Source organism: Streptomyces ficellus, from assembly GCF_009739905.1.
Classification (GTDB): domain Bacteria; phylum Actinomycetota; class Actinomycetes; order Streptomycetales; family Streptomycetaceae; genus Streptomyces; species Streptomyces ficellus_A.
On the sequence record NZ_CP034279.1, the window covers coordinates 6,698,839 to 6,714,959 of the forward strand.

14 protein-coding genes are annotated in these 16,121 nt (G+C 74.7%); 10 read left to right on the plus strand and 4 right to left on the minus strand.

Going from position 1 to position 16,121, the window contains the following annotated elements; all coding sequences use genetic code 11:
- Positions 1–85: 85 nt before the first annotated feature.
- Positions 86–1,237, minus strand: a complete 1,152-nt coding sequence (locus EIZ62_RS30115) for an MGDG synthase family glycosyltransferase (protein ID WP_156695818.1) — start codon at positions 1,235–1,237, stop codon at positions 86–88.
- A 182-nt stretch (positions 1,238–1,419) separates the two neighbouring features.
- On the opposite strand from EIZ62_RS30115, the gene EIZ62_RS30120 reads away from it, so the two are divergent.
- The 8 genes from EIZ62_RS30120 (at position 1,420) to EIZ62_RS30155 (ending at position 10,042) form a co-directional block, all read left to right on the plus strand.
- On the plus strand, positions 1,420–2,247 hold the full coding sequence (locus tag EIZ62_RS30120) for an SDR family NAD(P)-dependent oxidoreductase (protein WP_156695819.1): 828 nt from the start codon (positions 1,420–1,422) through the stop codon (positions 2,245–2,247).
- A 4-nt stretch (positions 2,248–2,251) separates the two neighbouring features.
- A complete protein-coding gene (locus tag EIZ62_RS30125; RefSeq protein ID WP_156695820.1) occupies positions 2,252–3,115 on the plus strand; it encodes a DMT family transporter in 864 nt (287 codons plus the stop codon).
- Positions 3,112–3,372, plus strand: a complete 261-nt coding sequence (locus tag EIZ62_RS30130) for a hypothetical protein (RefSeq protein ID WP_156695821.1) — start codon at positions 3,112–3,114, stop codon at positions 3,370–3,372. The genes EIZ62_RS30125 and EIZ62_RS30130 overlap by 4 nt, the downstream gene beginning before the upstream one ends.
- Positions 3,369–4,151, plus strand: a complete 783-nt coding sequence (locus EIZ62_RS30135; protein WP_244376035.1) for a polysaccharide deacetylase family protein — start codon at positions 3,369–3,371, stop codon at positions 4,149–4,151. The genes EIZ62_RS30130 and EIZ62_RS30135 overlap by 4 nt, the downstream gene beginning before the upstream one ends.
- On the plus strand, positions 4,148–4,774 hold the full coding sequence (locus EIZ62_RS30140) for an alpha-ketoglutarate-dependent dioxygenase AlkB (RefSeq protein ID WP_156695822.1): 627 nt from the start codon (positions 4,148–4,150) through the stop codon (positions 4,772–4,774). The genes EIZ62_RS30135 and EIZ62_RS30140 overlap by 4 nt, the downstream gene beginning before the upstream one ends.
- A gap of 104 nt (positions 4,775–4,878) precedes the next feature.
- Positions 4,879–7,623 (plus strand): SpoIIE family protein phosphatase, encoded by a 2,745-nt coding sequence (locus EIZ62_RS30145; protein ID WP_156695823.1) that lies wholly within the window; start codon positions 4,879–4,881, stop codon positions 7,621–7,623.
- Between the two features lie 10 nt (positions 7,624–7,633).
- Entirely contained in the window at positions 7,634–8,365 is a 732-nt protein-coding gene (locus EIZ62_RS30150; RefSeq protein WP_156695824.1) for a class I SAM-dependent methyltransferase, read from the plus strand.
- Between the two features lie 162 nt (positions 8,366–8,527).
- A complete protein-coding gene (locus tag EIZ62_RS30155; RefSeq protein WP_156695825.1) occupies positions 8,528–10,042 on the plus strand; it encodes a DUF6056 family protein in 1,515 nt (504 codons plus the stop codon).
- Here EIZ62_RS30155 and EIZ62_RS30160 read toward each other — a convergent pair.
- Positions 10,017–10,484 carry a GtrA family protein gene (locus tag EIZ62_RS30160; protein WP_156695826.1) on the minus strand — a complete coding sequence of 156 codons (468 nt, stop codon included), beginning with the start codon at positions 10,482–10,484 and terminating at the stop codon, positions 10,017–10,019. The two genes, EIZ62_RS30155 and EIZ62_RS30160, sit on opposite strands and share 26 nt — an antisense overlap.
- Positions 10,481–11,479: a glycosyltransferase family 2 protein gene (locus EIZ62_RS30165; protein ID WP_156695827.1), complete on the minus strand. Its 999-nt coding sequence runs from the start codon at positions 11,477–11,479 to the stop codon at positions 10,481–10,483. The genes EIZ62_RS30160 and EIZ62_RS30165 overlap by 4 nt, the downstream gene beginning before the upstream one ends.
- A gap of 437 nt (positions 11,480–11,916) precedes the next feature.
- Here EIZ62_RS30165 and EIZ62_RS30170 point away from each other — a divergent pair, with 437 nt between their 5' ends.
- The gene (locus EIZ62_RS30170) at positions 11,917–12,171 is read left to right on the plus strand and encodes a DUF5133 domain-containing protein (RefSeq protein WP_156695828.1); all 255 of its coding nucleotides are present in this window, start codon (positions 11,917–11,919) and stop codon (positions 12,169–12,171) included.
- A gap of 302 nt (positions 12,172–12,473) precedes the next feature.
- Here EIZ62_RS30170 and EIZ62_RS30175 read toward each other — a convergent pair whose 3' ends face one another.
- On the minus strand, positions 12,474–13,406 hold the full coding sequence (locus EIZ62_RS30175; RefSeq protein ID WP_208828104.1) for a MurR/RpiR family transcriptional regulator: 933 nt from the start codon (positions 13,404–13,406) through the stop codon (positions 12,474–12,476).
- A gap of 176 nt (positions 13,407–13,582) precedes the next feature.
- On the opposite strand from EIZ62_RS30175, the gene EIZ62_RS30180 reads away from it, so the two are divergent.
- Positions 13,583–16,090, plus strand: a complete 2,508-nt coding sequence (locus EIZ62_RS30180; protein WP_156695829.1) for a SpoIIE family protein phosphatase — start codon at positions 13,583–13,585, stop codon at positions 16,088–16,090.
- The last annotated feature ends 31 nt before the right edge of the window (positions 16,091–16,121 follow it).

Consider the following 16,121-nt stretch of genomic DNA (forward strand, 5'->3'; position numbering starts at 1 on the left):
TGCGCCCGGCCGGTGTGCCGCGCCTGGTTCGCGTCACGGGCGGGGCGGGCGTTCCCGTGGCCCGCGACCAGGTGGCCGGCGTCGCTCACCGCACCCGGCCGCCCCGGCCCGCCGCCTGGTTCGGGTCACCGGTGGCGCGGGCGGTCCCGAGGGTGGCGACCAGATGGGCGGCGTCCGCGCGGAAGACCGCCGCACCGGCCGCCGTCCGCCGGTCGCGGGCGGCGCCCGGGTGGGCGAGCTCGTCCACCGCCGCCAGCAGCGCGGGCAGGTCGGCGGCGTACGCGGTCAGGCCCTCGGCCGCCATCCGCCGCACCCCCACGGCACCGTGCCCGGCGATGGGCCGGTAGCCGACGACCGGGAGTCCCGCCGCGAGGGCCTGCACCGCGGTCTGGCCCGCCGCGTTGTCGACGAGCACCCGCGCCGACGCCATCAGCCCCGGCACGTCGTCCGTCCAGCCGAGCGCGCGGACCCCCGGCAGCCGCCCGGCGCGCCGGCGCAGCCGCTCGTCCCGCCCGCACAGCAGCACCGGCCGGAAGCCGTGCCGGGCGAGCGCCCCGGCCGTCCGCAACAGCCCCGGCCCCACGCCCCACGCCCCACCGGACAACAGCACCACCGGCCGCTCCGGTCCGCCCTCCGGCCCGGCCCCGGAGGAGGGGGCGCGCGGGGTGCGGAACTCCGGCGGAACGACCGGGCCCGTGGCGACGGCGGGCCGCCCCGTGCCGTCGCGGGCCGCCCGGGCGGCGGCCTCCGTGACGCACAGGTACAGGTCGTTGCCCGGGTCCAGCCAGGCGCGGTGCACGGCGAAGTCGGTGACGAAGACCGCACACGGCACGTGCAGCGCGCCCCGCCCGCGCATCCGGCCGGTGAGCTGGCCCGCGAGGTGGAACGTGGACACGATCACGTCCGGCCGCCACGCCGCCACCAGCGTGCCGAGGCGCCGCTCGGCGAGCGCGGCCATCGGCGACACGTCCGCCGCCGGCCCGCCCCGTCCACGCCCGGACGCGGGCCGGGGCGCCAGGAACAGCGCGTAGATCGCCGCGTACACCACGGGCAGCCGCCGCACGACGAACCGGTAGAAGCCCCGCACCGCGGCGCCCGTCCCGGGCGGCAGCAGCGTCAGCACGTCCCGTACGAGGACGTCGTGGCCGTCGGCGCGCAGCCGGCGTGCCAGTTCGCCGGCCACCGCGTCGTGGCCCGCGCCCATGCTCGCGCTGAGAACCAGGCATCGCCGACCCATGTGGCGCCCTCCGTTCCATGCCCCTCCATCGTGGGCCGCCGCGCCCCGCGGCGCGGCCCGGGGGGCGGGCGAATCGGACTGTTCGGGTGGATCGGTGGGCGCGGTGGCGGCTGCCGGGAGGCGAACCGGCGGGAAACCGGGAGGCTGGAAGGGCACGCTCGACGAGAGTCCGGAGGACCGCCATGCCCCCTACGCCCCGCCACGAGGCCCCGCCGCGTCGCGAGGCCGAGCCGGGAAGGGAACGGTCCGGCGCACGGCCGGCGGCCCGCCCGGTGGTGCTCGTCACGGGCGCGTCGTCCGGGATCGGTGAGGCGGTCTCCGACCGGTTCGCCGCGGACGGGCGCTGCCGGCTGCTGCTGGGCGGGCGGGACGAGGCGCGGCTCGCGGCCGTGGCGCGGCGCACGGGCGGGGGCGCGCTGCGGTCGGACCTGGGGGAGCGGGCCGGGGTGGAGCGGCTGGCCGCCGAGGCCCTGGAGCGGGAGGGGCGCGTCGACGTACTGGTGGCCGCGGCGGGCATCGGCTGGGCCGGCCCGTTCACGCACATGCCGGGTGACGCCGTCGACCGGCTGATCTCGCTGAACCTCACCTCGGTGATCCACCTGGTGCGCCTGCTGCTGCCGGGGATGGTGGAGCGGAACAGGGGACGGGTGGTGATGATCGGTTCCATGGCCGGGCGGGTGGGCGTGGGCAACGAGGCGGTCTACGCCGCCACCAAGGGCGGCATGCTGGCCTTCGCCGACAGCCTGCGCTACGAGCTGGCGGGCACCCGCGTAGGGGTGACCGTCGTGCTCCCGGGGGCGGTGGAGACGCCGTTCTTCAGCCGGCGGGGCGTGCCGTACCACCGGGACCACCCGCGGCCGGTCTCACCCGAACGGGTGGCCGAGGTGGTGTGGCGGGCGGCCGTGCGCGGCCGGGACGACGTGTTCGTACCGTCGTGGCTCGGGATGCCCGCCCGCCTCCACGGCGCCGTGCCGGGCTTCTTCCGCGCCATGGCCAAGCGGTTCGGCTGAGCCGGTGCTGGCGCTGTCGATCTGCCTGGCGCTGCTGGCCGCGCTGGGCAACGCCGGGGCGTCCGTGCTCCAGCGGCAGGGTGCCGCCGCCGTGGGCCCCGGCAGGTCGGCCCGCCACGGCTCGTGGATGGCGGGGCTGGTGCACCGCCGGGTGTGGGTGTGGGGCGCGGTGCTGCTGGCCGTGTCCGGCATCCTCCAGGCCCTCGCCCTGGCCACCGGCCCGCTGTCGGTGGTGCAGCCGGTGATGAGCACGGAGCTGATGTTCACGCTCGTCGTCGGCGGCGTGGTCTTCCGGCGCCGCCCGGACACCCGCACCCTGTGGGCGTTCGCCGCGATGGCCGTGGGCCTGGGCGTGTTCCTGGGGCTGGCCTCCCCGACGGGCGGCCGGACCACGGTGCCCCTGGCCGACTGGGGCTGGACGGCCCTGGGGACGGGCCTGTTCGTGATCGTGCTGGGCGCGGTGGCGCCGCGCCTGTCCTCGTCCCCGCGGGCCGCCGTCCTCGGCACGGCGACCGCGACGGGCTTCGCGTGCACGGCCGCGCTGCTGAAGGACGCGCTCGGGCACCTGCCGGAGGGCGTGGGCGAGGTCCTCACGACCTGGCAGCCGTACGCCGCGGTGGCGGTGGGCCTGGGGAGCTTCGTGCTGCTCCAGGTCACGCTACGGGCCGGGAGCCTGGTGGCCTCCCAGCCCGCGCTGACCCTCGGGGACGCGCTGCTGAGCGTGGTCCTCGGCGTGGCGCTGTTCGCCGAACGGGTGCACCTCGGCTGGCGGGCGCTCTTCGAAGTGCTGGCCCTGGCCCTGCTGGTCGCCGGCTGTGTCGGCCTCGCCCGGTCCCCGTTGGTCACGGACGACGGAAGCCGCTGGTGAGCGCGGGGCGGGCGGCTTCGCCGGCGGCGGGCCGCGTCGGCTTGACCCGGTCCCCGCTGCTGGTTGCCGGCCCGGCGCGGGCGGTGTTGCTGGTGGCGGGCTGGGCGGCTCTGCCGGCGGCGGGCTGTGTCGGCCTCGCCCGGCCGCCCCTGCTGGTCGCGGGCCGCGCCGGCTTCGCCCGGTCCCCGCTGCCGCTCGCGGGCCGCACCGGCCTCGCCCGGCCCCCACTGGCCACGGACGACGGGAGCAGCGGGTGAGCCCGGCGCGCGTGGCTCTGCTGGCCGCTGCGGCGGGCGCCGTCGTGGGCGCCGCTCACATCGGGCCCGCCGCCACCTGGCTGCCCGGGGTGCGGGGCGCGTTGTGGCCGGGGCTCGACGGGCGGGGCGACCCCTCGCACGTGGCCCTGACCTTCGACGACGGCCCCGACCCGGTCAGCACGCCCCGGTTCCTGCACGCCCTCGACGCCCTTTCGGTGCGCGCCACGTTCTTCGTGCTGGGTCACCGGCTGGAACGCCACCCCGCCCTGGGGCGGCTGATCGCGTCCGAGGGTCACGAGCTGGCCGTCCACGGGTGGCGGCACGACCGCCCCTGGTGGCCGCACCCGCTGCGCGACGCCCGCGACGTGGCCCGTACGGCGGACCTGGTCGCCGAGGCCGCCGGGCGCCGCCCGCTGTGGTACCGCCCCGCGTACGGCATCCTCACCGGCGGCCGGTGGAACGCGGCCCGCGCCGCCGGGCTGCGCACGGTGCTGTGGTCGGCGTGGGGCCGCGACTGGACCGCCGGGGCGACCGCCACGAGCGTGCACGCGGAGGTGACGAGGACCCTGCGCGGCGGCGGGACGGTGCTGCTGCACGACTCCGACGTGGTGAGCGCGCCGGGGGCGTGGCAGGCCGCGCTGGGCGCGCTGCCCGGGCTCGTCATGGAGTGCCGGCGGCGCGGCCTGCGCGTGGGGACGCTCGCCGACCACGGGCTCACCGCCCGCACCCGCTCACCGAATAGCTCAAACTTTCGATTTTCTCGTACGCTGGGAACATGACCGCGCACCTGCAGGGCTCCCTCTTCGACCAGGCCGACGAGGTACGCCTCGGACCGCTGACCGGCCTCGCGCGCACCACGCTCGGCGACGGCGCCTGGATCGACCTGCTCCCCGCCTGGCTGCACGGCGCCGACGCCCTGTTCGAGGACCTTGCCCGGACCGTCCCGTGGCGGGCCGAACGGCGCACCATGTACGACCACGAGGTCGCCGTACCCCGCCTCCTCGCCCACTACGGCGCACGCGACCCCCTGCCGCACCCGGTGCTCGACGAGGCCCGCGCCGCCCTCTCCGCCCACTACGCCGCCGAGCTGGGCGAACCGTTCACCACGGCGGGCCTGTGCTTCTACCGCGACGGCCGCGACAGCGTCGCCTGGCACGGGGACCGCACCGGACGGGGAGCGCACCACGACACGATGGTCGCCATCCTCTCGGTCGGCGAACCCCGCGACCTGGCCCTGCGCCCCCGCCGCGGCGGCCCGTCGAGACGGGTGCCGCTCGGACACGGCGACCTGATCGTCATGGGCGGCTCCTGCCAGCGCACCTGGGAGCACGCCGTCCCCAAGACCACCAAGGGAGTCGGCCCCCGGATCAGCGTCCAGTTCCGCCCGCACGGCGTGCGCTGACCCGCCCACAGGGTGCCCGCGCGGCCCGCACGCGGGGCGTGGCCGGACGCGGACCGCCGGTGACTGATGGTCGCCGCGGGCCCTGCGGTGTTAGAAAGGGGAGCGTGGTCCACTTTTTCGACCGATTCCGTGGTGCCTCGGTTCGATCACTGGCCGAGAGGCTCCCACGGAGTGTCGCGGGACAGGTCTTCGTCCTGCAGGTGGCGCTCGTCGTGCTGCTGGTACTCGGGGCGGTCCTCGCGCTGCTCCTCCAGTCGCGCAACGACAGCGACCGGGAGGCGCGCAACCGCTCGGTCGCCGTCGCCGAGACCTTCGCCCACTCCCCGGGCCTCGAAGACGTCCTGGAGAACGACCCGAACCCGACGAACGTCCTCCAGCCGATGACCGAGGAGGCCCGCAAGAGGGCCGGCGTCGACTTCATCGTCGTCATGGACACCAACGGCATCCGCTACACCCACCCCCAGCCGGACCGCATCGGCGGACGGTTCGTCGGCACCATAGAGCCCTCCCTCGCCGGCGAGGTGCACACCGAGAGCGTCGAAGGGCCCCTCGGCGAGGAGGTCCAGGCCATCGTCCCCGTCAGGGGCTCCGACGGTGAGATCATCGGCCTCGTCTCCGCCGGCCTGGAGGTCCGCAACGTCACCGGCGTCGTCAACCGGCAGCTGCCCGTCATCCTCGGCATCGCCGCCGCGGGCCTCGCCGTCGCCACCGCCGGCAGCGCCCTGGTCGCCCGCCGGCTGCGCCGCCAGACCCACGGCCTCGGACCCACCGAGATGACCCGGGTGTACGAACACCACGACGCCGTTCTGCACGCCGTGCGCGAGGGCGTCGTCATCGTCGGCGGCGACGGCAGGCTCCTCCTCGCCAACGACGAGGCCCAACGCCTCCTCCAGCTGCCCCCGCACGCCGAGGGCCTCAGCGTCCGGGACCTGCCCGGCCTGGAGCCCGGCATGGCCGAACTGCTCTGCTCCGGCCGCGTCGCCACCGACGAGGTCGTCCCGGCCGCCGACCGGCTGCTCGCCGTCAACCAGCGCCACACCGACCGGCACGGAGGCCCCGCCGGAACCGTCGCCACCATCCGCGACACCACCGAACTGCGCTCCCTCACCGGCCGCGCCGAAGGCGCCCGCAGACGGCTCAACCTCCTCTACGACGCGGGCGTCGGCATCGGCACCACCCTCGACGTCGTCCGCACCGCCGAGGAACTCGCCGAGGTCACCGTCCAGCGCTTCGCCGACTTCGTCACCGTCGACCTCGCCGACCCCGTCCTGCGCGGCGAGGAACCCAGCCGCTCCGCCGCCGACATGCGCCGCACCGCCGTCGCCGGGATCCGCGACGACCACCCCCTCTACCCGCGCGGCAAGATGATCGGCTTCGTGGCCTCCACCCCCCAGGCCCGCGGCTTCGGCAGCGGCCGCGCCGAACTCGTCCCCGACCTGTCCCAGGCACCCGGCTGGCAGGCCCAGGACCCCGAGCGGGCCGGCCGGATCGTCGAGTACGGCATCCACTCGCTGATCGCCGTCCCCCTCAAGGCCCGCGGCGTCGTCCTCGGCGTCGCCAACTTCTGGCGCTCGGAGAAACCCGAACCCTTCGAGGACGAGGACCTCGAACTCGCCGAGGAACTCGTCGCCCGCGCCGCCGTCTGCATCGACAACGCCCGCCGCTACACGCGCGAGCACGCCATGGCCGTCACCCTCCAGCGCAGCCTGCTGCCCCGCGCCCTGCCCGAACAGAGCGCCCTCGAGGTCGCCCACCGCTACCTCCCCGCCCAGTCCGGCGTCGGCGGCGACTGGTTCGACGTCATCCCCCTCCCCGGCAGCCGCGTCGCCCTCGTCGTCGGCGACGTCGTCGGCCACGGCCTGCACGCCGCCGCCACCATGGGCCGCCTGCGCACCGCGGTGCACAACTTCTCCACCCTCGACCTGCCACCCGACGAACTCCTCGGCCGCCTCGACGACCTCGTCGGCCGCATCGACCAGGACGAGGACGAGGACGACACCGGCGCCGCCGGCATGACCGGCGCCACCTGCCTGTACGCCGTGTACGACCCCGTCTCCCGGCGCTGCTCCATGGCCCGCGCGGGACACCCCCTGCCCGCGCTGGTCCACCCCGACGGCCACGTCGAGTTCCCCGACCTGCCCGCCGGGCCGCCGCTCGGCCTCGGCGGCATCCCCTTCGAGACCCGCGAACTGGAACTCGCCGAGGACAGCCAGATCGTCTTCTACACCGACGGCCTCATCGAGGACCGCACCCGAGACATCGACGTCGGCATCGAACTGCTCCGCGAGGCCCTGGGCCGGCCCGCCGCCACCCCCGAGGACCGCTGCCGCCTCGTCCTCGAGGAGCTCCTGCCCGCCCGGCCCAAGGACGACGTGGCCCTGCTCGTCGCCCGCACCCGCGCCCTCGGCGGCGACCGCGTCGCCGACTGGGACGTCCCCTTCCACCCCGGCGCCGTCGGAGGCATACGCGCCGCCGCCGTGCGCAAGCTCACCGAGTGGGGCCTGGAGGACCTGTCCTTCGCCGCCGAACTCATCCTCAGCGAACTCATCACCAACGCCATCCGCTACGGCGCCGCCCCCGTCCGGGTACGGCTCCTCCACGACCGCGGCCTGACCTGCGAGGTCGCCGACAACAACAGCACCTCGCCCCACCTGCGGTACGCGGCCAGCACCGACGAGGGCGGCCGTGGTCTCTTCCTCGTCGCCCAGCTGGCCGACCGCTGGGGCACCCGGTACACCGCCCAGGGCAAGGTCATCTGGGCCGAACTGCCGCTCCCCGGGGCAGGCACGACCGGGGCCGACGGCACCGGCACCCTGCCGTTCGACGTCTTCAACGCCGGTCTCATCTGAGGAGCCCACCTTGTTCACCCCCCACGGCCCGACGCTCGGCGAACTGGCCAACCAGGCGCTGTCGTCCACCCAAACCGGGTACGACCTGCTCGCCCCCAAGTTCGACCACACCCCCTACCGCACCCCCGACCGCCTGCTCGGCGCCGTCGCCGACACCCTGCGCCCCCTCGGACCCTTCCGCGCGGGCCTCGACGTCTGCTGCGGCACCGGAGCCGGCGTCGGCGTCCTGCGCGAGCTGTGCCACGAGCGCGTCACCGGCGTCGACTTCAGCACCGGCATGCTCCACCGCGCCCGCGCCGCCCATGCCGGGGCGCCCGGCGGGCCCGCCGAGGTCACCTGGGTACGCGCCGACGCCCGCGCCCTGCCGTTCCGGGCGTCCTTCGACCTGGCGGTGAGCTTCGGGGCGTTCGGCCACTTCCTCCCGGCGGAACGACCCCGCCTCTTCGCCGGGGTGCACCGGGCGCTGCGCCCCGGCGGCCGGTTCGTCTTCCCCCTCCCCGCGCCGCCGCCCGTCGGCTCCCGCGCCTACTGGGAACTGTGGGCCTTCGACGCGGCGATGCGGGTGCGCAACCTGCTCTGGCGCCCCCGCTTCATCATGTACTACCGCACCTTCCGGCTCACCGACGTCCTCACCGAACTGACCGGCGCCGGCTTCACCGTCGAGCTGTCCCCGCTGGAGGAGTTCGGCCGCCGGTCCGACGGCTCGCCCTACTGCCGCACGGTGACCGCCCACCGCGGGTGAGCCACCTGGACGACGGCCGGTTTGCGGCCCGGCCGGCGGGCCGGTCCAGTGGAGACGGGTCCGCGATCCGCCGAATCCGGTGCGGCCGGCGGACAACGACACCGCCCCGAAACCCCTCTTCGGTGTCGTACCAGTGGTTTCCCGAGAGGCAGTGAAGAAGAGATGGCCGTCGGCGCATCGAGTGTCACCACCCCACCGGACCCGGGCCAAGGCCCCGGGCCCGGGCGCGACAAGGGTGACGGCGACCCGCGCGGGTCCGCCACGACGGCCTGGACCACCGGCCTCGCCCTGCTGCCCCTCGGCCTGCTCGCCGCCGCCGCCTACCTCGGCCGGTACGTCCGGCCCAGCGCCGACGAATGGTGCTTCCTGCCCGTCGTGCGCGACGAGGGCGTCTCCGGCCTGGTCGGCAAGTTCTACTTCACCGACAACGGCCGCGTCGGCAACGGACTGCTCGTCGGGCTGTACGCCAAGTTCCCGGTCGCCGGGCACCAGTGGTACGGGCTCGTCAGCGGCGCCCTGATGCTCGGGCTGCTCTGGGCGCTCACCGCGCTGCTGCTGCGCCGCACCGGCCTCGGCGTGCCGCGCGGGGTGCCGCTGCTCGTCGCGTCCATGATCACGGCGGTGTTCCTGTTCGCCACGCCGAACACGTACAAGACGTTCTACTGGCCCGCCGCGTCCGTGTCGCACACTCTCGCCCCCGTCCTCGCCTGCGCCGCCGCGATCCCGCTGCTGCGCGGCCACGGCCGGCGCGGCCGGATCGCCGCGCTCGTGGTGGTCCTCCTCGCGGGCGTCTTCATGGGGACGCTTTCCGAAGAGGCGTCCGTGGTGGCCCTGGTGGTGCTGTCGGGAGTCGTCCTGTGTGCCGGGCTCGTCCTCACCGAGCGGGTCAGGGCCTTCGCCCGCATCTGGGCCCTCACCGGCATGGCGGGCGTCGCGATCGGCACGCTCGTGCTGGTGACGTCACCCGGTTCGCGCAACCGCCGCGAGCGGTTCGGCGCCGAGACCACCTCCATGCTCGCCCCCGAATCGCTGATCGCCTCCCTCAAGGCCTTCGTCCGCATCCTGGAGACCGTCCTGACGACCTGGCAGTACGCCGGGGCCGTCGCCGCCGGTGTGCTGCTCGGCCTGCTGGCCGGCCGGGACGCGGCCCACCGCGCGGACCGGGTCCTGCTGCCGGGCCGACCGCTGCTGCTGACCGGCCTCGGCGCGGCGGCGTTCCTCGTCTCCGGCTACCTGTGCACGGTGATCACCTACCCGGTGTTCGGGCCGCGCGTGGTGACGGCGGAGCGCACCTGGAACGACTACCTGCTGCTGTTCGTGCTGCTCCTGGTGGGCGCCGGCGCCTTCCTGGGGCGCACCCTGCGGCAGCGCGGGATCCGTACGGGCGTGGTCACCGCTCTCGCCGCCGCCGTCTGCGCGGTGACGGTCGCGGGGCTGGCGGTGCCGCTGTACGAGCTGGGGCACGACATGCGGGTGCGGGCGCAGAAGTGGGACCACCAGGACCGGTGGCTGCGGGAGCGGGCGGCCGCGGGCGCGAAGGTCCTGCCGTACAAGCCGGTGTCGGTCAGCGCCATGCTGGAGCCGTTCAGCGCGAACGGCACGAGGATCTGGCCCGCGGGCTGCGTCGCCGACTACTACCACCTCGACAAGGTCACTCGCGGGACGCGCCTTCCCTGACCGGCTCCTCCCCGGGCGGCCGCCGCGACGCGGAACGGCGCGTGGCGGCCGCCCCGGACGTGATGGCCCAGCGGGCGAGGAGGAACGACAGCGGAGTGACGAGGAGGCCCGCCGCGAGGGCCGCGAGGTTCTCGTCCATCCCCAGCCGGCTCACCGCGAGGTGCAGCAGCAGGCCGCTGCCCACGACGTTGACCACGCCCGACAGCGGATAGCGGGCGAAGGCCCGCCAGGTCGGCCGGGTGCGCAGGGTGATCCAGGAGTTGAGCAGGAACGAGCCCACCACGCTCACCGCGTACCCCACGGCGTGCGCCGCCAGGTAGGGCAGCCAGACGTTCAGCGAGGCGTACACGACGTAGTACACGGCCGTGTTGGCCAGGCCGATCACGGCGAAGAGCGCGAACTGGCGGACGGCGGGCGCCCGCAGCGCGGCGGGCGGTCTCACGGCTTGGGCCGGGCCCGCCCCGCCGGCTCCAGCACGACGTCGGGCACGTGCCGGTGGTCCGGGTGCACGACCGCCGACCGTTCCGTCTCCCGCACGATGTAGTGCGGGCGGCGCTTGGATTCGTGGTAGATCCGGCCCACGTATTCGCCGATCACCCCGAGCGTGGCGAGCTGGATGCCGCTGAGCCCGACGATCGCGGTGATGAGGGTCGCGTAACCGGGGGTGTCGACCCCGTCGAGGAGCGCGTTGGCGATGATCCACAGCGCGTAGAGCAGCGCGGACAGGAACAGCCACAGCCCGGTGTGGATGGCGAGGCGCAGCGGGCGGCTGTTGAAGGACAGCAGCCCGTCGATGCCGTAGTTGAGCAGCCGGCGGCCACCCCACTTGGACCGGCCGGCGGCCCGCTCGACGTTCTCGTAGCGGAAGCTGACCGTGTCGAAGCCGATCCAGGAGAACAGGCCCTTGGAGAAGCGGTTGCTCTCGGGGAGCGAGAGGAGGGAGTCGACCGCACGGCGCGACAGGAGCCGGAAGTCGCCCGCCCCGTCGGCGATTTCGACGTCCATGAAGCGGCGCACCAGCCGGTAGTAGGCGCGGCTGAGCGCGGCCCGCACGGGCCCCTCGCCGGTGCGGTCGCGCTGGGCGATCACCTGGTCGTAGCCGTGCCGGTGCAGTTCCAGCATGCGGGGGAGGAGCGCGGGCGGGTGCTGGAGGTCGGCGTCCATGAGGACGACCACCTCGCCGCGCGCCATGCGCATCCCGGCCAGCAGTGCGGACTCCTTGCCGAAGTTGCGGCTGAAGGAGGTGAAGCGCACCCGTGCGTCGGTGGCCGCGAGGCCGCGGAGCCGGTCCACGGTCCGGTCCGTGCTGCCGTCGTCGACGTAGGCGACCTCGAAGGTCACACCGGTCGGTTCGAGGGCTCCGACCAGGGCGGTGTGGAAGGCGTCGATCACCTCGCTCTCGTCGAAGCACGGGACGACGACCGACAGATGGACCATGGGCTGCTCACTCCAGCACTGGTGTGCGAGGCGGTGCCCGGGGGTTCGGGGCCGCCGCACAGGGAGGATGACCATGAGGGCCCCGGGGTTGCCTGCACAGGGCGGCGGAATTGGTCCCGTCCCGCCAGTGGAGCGCGCCGCGCGCCGGTCCACAGCCCGGCGCCGTCCACTCGGGTGACGGGCGCGCACGTCGCAGGAGGGGCGGCGGTGTTGTCACGAAACGACGCTCAAGAACCGTTTCTCCCCACGCAGCGCGGATCCGTCACGGTTGCATCACAATGTCGTGTGAGGACCGGAGAGCGTGGGCACATCCATGTGCGGGAGGGCGACCCGGTCCGGGGACCGGCGCATCGTCCGGTCCCGGGGAGGCCGGCCCGCAGAAGGCATCGGCGTCCCCTCTCTCGTTGCTTCGTGGCGTGGGAAAGGCAGGTACGTTCATGCTGTTGGCGCACCCCGCAGTGCTTCGTGAGCTGGTGGCCCGTTACGAATCCCTGTGCACCGCCTCCCAGGAGCTGGCCCTCGCGCCCGACCTGAAACGACGGCTCGACGATGTCACGTACACGCTCTGCGTGACCACCGGAACGCGGCACCTGGACCAAGCCCTGGCCGCCGCACGCGCCAGGCTCGCGGCCACCACCACGGTGGCCTCGGCGACGGTGGCCACGGCCACCGCGGCGGTCACCGCCACCTGACGGGAAGACTTTCGGCGGCCCCGGCCCAGGGGTTGACCGGGGCCGCCACGGGTGTCCGCGGGGAGTGCGGAGCGCCCGGTCAAAACACCGGGGGCGGCGCGAGGAGGGAGCGCCGTCGCACGGTGTTCTGCTCGTTCCCCGGGTCGTTTCACCGGGGTGTCCGAGCAGTAAATATATTTACCGTCGAGTAAGCAAGTGCATGAAATTTTTCATGCCCACGAGGGGCATGAAAACGCCCGAAAACCCCCTTGGCGACCCCCGGACCGGCCGGACCGGACCCTCCCGCCCGACCAGGCGTCCCGTCAGTCGTCCAGGAAGAAGTTGTGCTGCTCAGCAGCCTGCTCGTACCCCTCCAGCCGTACCTGGGTCCGCTCCGGATTGGCGTCCGCCATCGCCTGCAGCACGGCCGCCGACAGCACACCCGGAGCCGCGTACGAGTCGAACACCAACCGCGACCCCGTCGCCGCCGTCAGCGCCACATCGGCCTCCTCCACCAGCGGCCCGAACGTCAGGTCCGTGATCAGCGCGACCCGCAGACCGGCCCGCCGGGCCGCCCGCATCGCCGACAGCGTCTCGTGGGCGTGCCGCGGCATCGCGAACGCCAGCACCCACGTCCCACCCGCCTCCCGGGACTGCAACAGCGCGTCATAGGCCACGCTCCCGCCACGCGTCACCAGCCGCACGTCCGGGTGGATACGGCGCGCCGCGTACGCGAAGTACTCCGCCAGCGACACCGAGATACGCAGACCCAGGATCGTCAAGGGCACGGAACCGGCCAGCTCACGCCCCACGTCGAGGATCTGGCCCGGATCGGCGACCAGGCGGCGCAACTGCTCCAGATTCTCGATCTCGGCGTCGATCGCCGCCTGCAGCTCGTTGCGGCGGATCTCCTCCCGCGTCTCCGGCGCACCCGCCACCGCACTCAGCGCGATCGGCTGCAGAGCCTCCCGCAGCGCCGGGAACCCGCTGTACCCCAAGGACGTCGCGAACCGCGTCACCGACGGCTGGCTGACGCCCACCCGCTCGGCGAGGTCCGTGATCGACAGGAACGCCGCCTCGGTCAGGTGGTCGGTCATGTACTGGGCGATGCGGCGCTGGGCCGGCGACAGCCGGTGCCCGCCGAAGAGCGCCATGACCCGGTCCATGGGCACCGCGGAGGCCGGACCCTCCGCGGAGGACCGCTCGCCCGGCTGAATCGCAGCCGCCTGCGCCCGTGCCTGCTGCCCTGATGGCACCGGTGTGCCTCCTTCTCGTCCCGATTGCGCTCAACATAGCTCAACCCGCCCCGCCGCCCCCGGGCCCACCGATGTGCGCGACGCGGCCGCTCGGGAGCATGCTGGCTGTGTGCCCCCGGCGCCGCACCGGCAGCGGCGCCGCGCCGCCGGACCCTCCCGCTGAGTGAGGCTGGGACATGCCAGGGAAATCGCACAGCAACGGCCCCGGGACCGCCACCGGCCCGCCGGACGAACTGGCCCTGGAGCTGGCCCACGCCACGGTGGGCGCCGTCGAGGCCACCGGCGGCTTCGCCGGCGGCGTCTACCTGCGCACCGACACCCCCGAGCTCCTGCGGCTCGCCGCCCTCGCCGGCCTGCCCGTCCAGCTGTTCCACCCCTGGTGGAACATGCACGTCAACCGCCCCTTCCCGGTCGCCGACGCCTACCGCTCCGGCTCCGCCATCCACCTCGCCGACGCCGAGGACGCCATGCGCCGCTACCCCCAGCTCATGGCCGGCCTGCCCTTCCCCTTCGGCTCCCTGAACGAACCGGTCACCGACGGCTCCGACTGCTACGGCGTCCTCGTCGTGATCCGCGCCGCCACCCCCGGACGCCCCGTCGAAACCGCCGACCGCCGCCGCATACGGCAGACCGCGCACACCCTCGCCACCCGCCTCACCGCCCTCGCCACCCGCACCCCCGTCACCTGGACCGGCCCGCCCCTCAACGTCCAGCTCCCCGCCCGCACCACCCCACCCGTCCGCGGCGGCCGGTTCCACTGGGACCGCGCCACCGGCGCCCTCACCCTCGACGACACGCTCCAGACCCTGCTCGCCGCCGGCCGGGACCCCGACCGGGGCCGGCACCCGGCGACACGCGCCCACCCCGCCCCGCTTCGCCTCACCGGCCTCGACGACCTCGCCTCCGTACTGGCACCGGAGGACCGGTACGGCCTGTGGACCGTGGCCCGCCAGGTCACCGAAGCCGACGGCCCCCTCACCCGCCGCATCTGGCTGCGCGCCCCCGACGGCCGCCCCTGCCTCCTGGAACTCTCCGGCGGCGCCGGACACCTGCACGGAACCCTCGTCGAACCCGGCGCCGGCCCCGTCGTCGCCACCGCGGCCGACCGGCTGCCCAGCGGGGTCTGCTCACTCGACCGGCTCGGACGGATCACCTTCGTCAGCCGCACCGCCGAGACCCTCCTCGGCCGCGGCAGGCCCGAACTCGTCGGACGAACCCTGTGGGACGCCCTGCCCTGGTTCGGACGACCCGCCTACGAGGACCACTTCCGCGCCGCCCTCCTCTCCGACGAACCCGTCCACTTCCCCGCCCAACGCGACCCCGACGCCTGGCTGTCCGTCTCCCTCTACCCCGGCCACGAAGGCGTCACCATGACCCTCACGGCCTCCGACCAGCCCGCCTACACACCCGGCTCCCTCGTCGCCCCCGGCGCCGGACTCGGCTCCCCGGCCGACCGCGCCTCCGTGCTCTACCGCCCCGTCGCCCTCGCCATCGCGCTCACCGAGGCCGTCACCGCCCGCCAGGTGTCCGCCGTCGTCACCGAGGAACTCCTGCCCGCGTTCGGCGGCCGCCAGCTGGCGATCTACCTCCTCAACGAACGCAAGCTCCACCTCGCCTGGGAGACCGGATTCCCCCAGGGCTTCCTCGACCGATTCGACGGAGTCGGCCTCGACGCCCGGCTCCCCGGCGTGGAGACCCTCACCACCGGCCGCCCCATCTTCTTCGAATCCATGCAACACCTGGCCGCCGCCTACCCCGGCATCCCCATGGACGCCCACGTCGGCGCCCGCGCCTTCCTGCCCCTCATCGCCTCCGGCCGCCCCGTCGGCTCCTGCATCCTCGGCTTCGACCAGCCCCGCGGCTTCAGCCCCGAGGAACGCACCGTCCTCACCGCCCTCGCCGGCCTCATCGCCCAGGCCCTCCAGCGCGCCCGGCGCTACGACTCCGAAGCCGCCCTCGCCCGCGGCCTCCAGTCCGCCCTGCTGCCGCACCGGCTGCCGGCACTCCCCGGCGTCGACACCGCGGGCCGCTACCTCCCCGGCACCCAGGGCATGGAAGTCGGCGGCGACTGGTACGACGTCATCGACACCGGCCGCGGCATCGCCCTCGTCATCGGCGACGTCCAGGGACACGGCGTCGCGGCCGCCGCCACCATGGGCCAGCTCCGCAGCGCCGTACGGGCCTTCGCCCTCAGCGGCCACGACCCCGAAGAAGTGATGAGCGGAACCAACCGGCTCCTCATCGACCTCGACGCCGGCCAGTTCGCCACCTGCTGCTACATCCTCCTCGACACCGCTGCCGGCACCACCCACGCCGTACGCGCCGGACACCTCCCGCCCCTGCTGCGTCACCCGGACGGCACAACCGACGTCGTCGACCTCCCCGGCGGCGTCGTCCTCGGAGTCGACGCCGAAGCCACCTACCCCGTCACCCCCCTGCGGCTCGTCCCCGGCGACGTCCTCGCCCTGTACACCGACGGACTCGTCGAAGAACCCGGCACCGACATCGACCTGGGCATCGAGCGGCTGCGCCGCGCCCTCGCCGCCGTCGGCACCGGCCCGCTCGCCGAAACCGCCGAAGGCCTCATCCGCGAGGCCGGCGCGGGCGACCGGCCCGACGACATCGCCCTGCTGCTCGCCGCCCGCACACCCGACGACGCCCCGGGCCCGCCCCGGACGGGGTGAGCGCGGTTGTGCCGCACGGAGCGCCGACCGA